Below are 3,982 nucleotides of genomic sequence, written 5' to 3' on the forward strand. Positions count from 1 at the left end.
AGACCAGCCGGAAAGAGTCCTGATCGCAGGCCGATCACCCTGGGGCAAGTAACCCGGCCGGACAAAGCAGGCCTCGCCAGAGGGTCTGTGCATAATCTTCGCCGTCGAAGAGTGGAGACTTTGGCGGGGAGCACATGATCCATGCCCGGCGAATGCGCCCCGATGACGTAGAACGATTACTGCTTTTTAGATCATGAGGCGAGACGCAAGAGCCGTAGGTATAACAGAATTTTTGAGTAAAAGTGAGGACGCCGCCAACAGGACTCGAACCTGTGACATGCTGGTTAACAGCCAGCCACTCTACCAACTGAGTTATGGCGGCACCGTAACAAGTGCTCTATAATGTCTTCCCTGAATTGTATTAAATATTACGGGAGTTTTCCCGCTTGATGGTCTCAAGGAGAGCGATCAGTTCATCAACCTCGCCCTCGAGGGAGGCAAGGAGGTCGGCCGCAAGCGGTGTCGCCACCGCGCCGGCCGATGAGGCACGGATATATCCATCCTGCTCGAGGATCCGTAGCGAATAACGGACCCGGTGGTAAGGGAGGCCAAGGATCTCGGAGAGTTTCATGATCCCGATAGGCTGGTGCTCCACGACCGCCCGGATCACCTCGAGGTGCCGTGATACAAGTTCAATCTCGGACTTGAGTTTTGACAGCATATCCGTCATATTCCAGATTCACATGCATTACGGCTGCTCGTGCAGCCAGGCCTTCGTCTGGAGATACCGCTTCCGGAACGGTATGGACACGGCCACCCCGGTAGCGAGGAGGAGGAGCCCGACAACAAGCCAGAGGGTTCCTTCGGGCGCGAACCGGAAGAGGATAAAGACGGCCATGGCAAAGCAGAGGATGATGATGTTCAGCATGACCGTCAGTACTATAAACTTGGCTTTGAAGACCTGCTTTGTTGCCTCATCCATTATTCATACTTGAACGCGGGGGTAAAAGTACTTGTGGTTTCAACGGAAGAGATGGTAGAATGAATGGACTGGATCTGGCTCTCCGGGATGCCGGAGCAGCGGCATACGCTGCCTATGGCTCATCTGCAGATGCCAACGTGCGCTATCTAACCCGATTCCGCACCACCGACCCCGTGGTCTATATTCAGAGGATGGACGAGCGCGGGATGATCGTCGTCCCGCAGATGGAGCACGAACGGGCGGTCAGGGAATCTCCTGCAGCGGTCGTCACCCGCGCCGATGCAGGATACCTCGAGTACATCAAGGCCGGAGAGTCGCGCTGGCGGGCGACGGCCCATATGATCGCAGATCTCGCCGCGGGCCCCATCCTCGTCCCTGCAAACTTCCCCCTTGCCCTCGCCCGGGAACTCGAGTCGTTCCACCCGGTCATCCTCGACGAGAAGGGTGCCGTCGAGAGGATGAGAGCGGTCAAGACTCCCGAGGAGATCGAACAGATCCGCTCGGTCCAGCGGGCCGCTGAAGCGGCGATGGAGCGGGGGATCGCGCTCATCCGGACCGCTGTCCAAAAGAACGGCGTCCTCCACCGGGACGGCCGGCCGCTCACCTCGGAAGCCGTCCGCACGGAGATGCACACAGTTCTCCTCGCCCACGGATGCCGGGGGGTCGACACCATCGTCTCCTGCGGCCCGGATACCGCCCTCCCGCACAACGAAGGCTTCGGGGCGCTCCTTGCAGACGAGCCTATCGTCATCGACATCTTCCCCCAGAACGAACAGAGCGGCTACCACGCCGACATGACCCGGACGGTCGTGAGAGGCGAGCCGTCCCCGGAGATCCGGGAGATGTTTGAGGCCGTCCGGGATGCAAAAGCCCTCAGTGCATCGATGATCCGGGCCGGAGCCGTCGGCGCCGACCTCTACCGCGCGACGGTCGAGTTCTTCCGCGACCGCGGCTACGAGAGCGATACGCGGGGGTTCATCCACAGCCTGGGGCACGGTGTAGGGCTAGAGGTGCACGAAGACCCGTCGCTCGGGCCGCAGGGAGAGGCTCTCGTCGCCGGGAACGTCGTCACCATCGAGCCGGGGCTTTACTACCCCGGGACCGGCGGCGTCCGCCTGGAGGATATGGGCGCGGTGACGGAGACCGGGTTTGACCGGTTCACCCAATACGAAGAGGAGCTCACGCTATGAGCATGGATGATGAAGTCTACGACGCCTACCATGAAGCGGGGGCGCTGGCAAACAAGTTACTCAACCGGGCCGCGAGTATGGTGAAGGAGGGGGCTAGCCTCCTTGAGATGGTCGAAGCGGTTGAAGCGATGGTGGTCGAGGAGGGAGCAATTCTCGCCTTCCCCTTAAATGTCTCCTTCAACGAGGCTGCAGCCCACGACACCGCCATGCCCGGCGACGAGAGGGTATTTTCCCGGGGAGACCTCGTCAAGGTCGACCTTGGTGTAGCGATCGATGGATACATCGCCGACACCGCCATGACCGTCGACCTCGGCGACCACGGAGCGCTCGTCGAGGCATCCCGGGCGGCCCTTGAAGCGGCGATCGCCGCCGTCCGCCCGGGGGTCGCAACCGGCGAACTCGGGGCCGCCATCCAGGCGGCGATCGAGGAGCGCGGTTATCAGTCGGTTGCAAACCTCACGGGCCACGGCCTCGACCACTACAACCTCCATGGAAGTCCCATGATCCCGAACGTCGCGATCTCCGGAGGTGTCGTCCTCGAGGAGGGAATGGTCTTTGCAATTGAACCGTTCGCCACCACAGGATCGGGACGGGTCCGCGAGGCACCGCGCGTGGAGATCTACCGACAGATCGCCGCCCGCCCGGCCCGCCTGCCTTCGGCAAGGCGGGTCCTCGAAGTAGCCCGGCCGCGCCGGGGCCTCCCGTTCTCCCGCCGCTGGATCCCGGGGGACAAGGTCGAGATTGGGCTGGCCACGCTCGTCCGGAACGGAATCCTCCACCCCTTCCCGGTGCTGCACGACGAGCCGGGCTCCTTCGTCTCGCAGGCGGAGCACACCGTGATCGTCACGGAAGATGGGTGCGAGGTCACAACCCGGTGAGTTACGCTTATTGATATCGCACACAAATATGATAGTTTACAGATATGACCGACGAGACAGGTACGCGTGACGTCCTCACCATCATAGAGGTCCTGCTCACCGCGGAGATATTCAATCGAAACGAGGAACTCGGCATCAACGATCTCAATCCACGCTGCCGCGAGTTCTTCGGCGCCGGGAGCAGCGGGAGCGCCGAGGTGAAGCGACCCCTGATCGTGAGCGAGGGTGCGATCAAGAGGGCCTTCGGCAGCCCGGACACTGTCTGCCAGACCGTCCGCCAGAACCCGTTCGTCGGCTACGATGAGTTCGGCCAGCGTCTGAGTCTGCCCTCGCTCGACGCGGCGGCAGGATGGTTCCTCAAGAAGGGCGGGGCAGAGAGGATCAGGGAGAACCCCGTCCTCGCGTATTACTACGAAGGAAAAGACGGCATCGACGTCCGATACCGGGACGTTCTGGCAAAGAACCCCCGGTTTGAAGATACAAAAGACTACATCGAGGGGAAGGTCTCCCGGATCATCGGCGAGAGCGAGGAGATGCGGGAGGCCCGCGATCTGATCATCATCAGCGCGCCGGATGAGGTCGAGTTCTCGCTCGATCGACTGGTCTGCACCCCGCGGCAGGAAGAGATCATCAGAAAGATCGCTGTCGCCCTCGAGAACAGGGAGTTTTTAAAAGAGCGCGGCATCTACGAGTTCGGCCGGCTCCTCTTCGTCGGACCGCCCGGCACCGGGAAGACCTCCCTTGCACTCGCGATGTCACGGGTGCTTCACATGCCGGTGCTCGAGGTCCGTCTTGCGATGGTCACCTCCCAGTACCTGGGGGAGACCTCAAAGAATATCGACCGGATCTTTGACCTTGCAAAGAAACTCGCTCCCTGCATCCTCTTCATCGATGAGTTCGACTTTGTCGCAAAGACCAGGGTCAGCGACGACCACGGCGCGATGAAGCGTGCGGTGAATATGCTCCTAAAGAACATCGACCAGATCAGTTTC

At 61.0% G+C, this 3,982-nt stretch carries 5 protein-coding genes and 1 tRNA gene; 3 read left to right on the top strand and 3 right to left on the bottom strand.

The genetic code is table 11. The features are described from left to right. Positions 1-249: 249 nt before the first annotated feature. The 3 genes from ACI94_RS10000 to ACI94_RS10010 all read right to left on the bottom strand — a co-directional run bounded on the left by ACI94_RS10000 (position 250) and on the right by ACI94_RS10010 (position 922). Positions 250-322: transfer RNA gene (locus ACI94_RS10000), tRNA-Asn, on the bottom strand. A gap of 39 nt (positions 323-361) precedes the next feature. Continuing rightward, positions 362-661 carry a hypothetical protein gene (locus ACI94_RS10005; protein WP_066956933.1) on the bottom strand — a complete coding sequence of 100 codons (300 nt, stop codon included), beginning with the start codon at positions 659-661 and terminating at the stop codon, positions 362-364. A gap of 27 nt (positions 662-688) precedes the next feature. After that, a complete protein-coding gene (locus ACI94_RS10010; RefSeq protein ID WP_066956072.1) occupies positions 689-922 on the bottom strand; it encodes a hypothetical protein in 234 nt (77 codons plus the stop codon). A 59-nt stretch (positions 923-981) separates the two neighbouring features. Between ACI94_RS10010 and ACI94_RS10015 the strand changes: the two genes are divergently transcribed. From ACI94_RS10015 to ACI94_RS10025, 3 genes are all read left to right on the top strand, one after another. Then, positions 982-2,112 (top strand): Xaa-Pro peptidase family protein, encoded by a 1,131-nt coding sequence (locus tag ACI94_RS10015; RefSeq protein WP_066956071.1) that lies wholly within the window; start codon positions 982-984, stop codon positions 2,110-2,112. Continuing rightward, a complete protein-coding gene (gene map / locus ACI94_RS10020) occupies positions 2,109-2,990 on the top strand; it encodes a type II methionyl aminopeptidase (protein WP_083524758.1) in 882 nt (293 codons plus the stop codon). Before ACI94_RS10015 ends, map begins: the two co-directional genes overlap by 4 nt. Positions 2,991-3,034: 44 nt before the next feature. Beyond that, positions 3,035-3,982 (top strand): ATP-binding protein (locus ACI94_RS10025; RefSeq protein ID WP_286681387.1); only part of this gene is annotated, 948 nt, incomplete at its 3' end.

Origin of the sequence: Methanoculleus sp. DTU007, from assembly GCF_001512385.1 — an archaeon.
GTDB classification, from domain to species: domain Archaea; phylum Halobacteriota; class Methanomicrobia; order Methanomicrobiales; family Methanoculleaceae; genus Methanoculleus; species Methanoculleus thermophilus.

Coding starts and splice junctions, on each gene's coding strand:
- ACI94_RS10005 (WP_066956933.1), bottom strand. CDS start 661: ATGCTGTCAAAACTCAAGTCCGAGATTGAACTTGTATCACGGCACCTC.
- ACI94_RS10010 (WP_066956072.1), bottom strand. CDS start 922: ATGGATGAGGCAACAAAGCAGGTCTTCAAAGCCAAGTTTATAGTACTG.
- ACI94_RS10015 (WP_066956071.1), top strand. CDS start 982: ATGAATGGACTGGATCTGGCTCTCCGGGATGCCGGAGCAGCGGCATAC.
- map (WP_083524758.1), top strand. CDS start 2,109: ATGAGCATGGATGATGAAGTCTACGACGCCTACCATGAAGCGGGGGCG.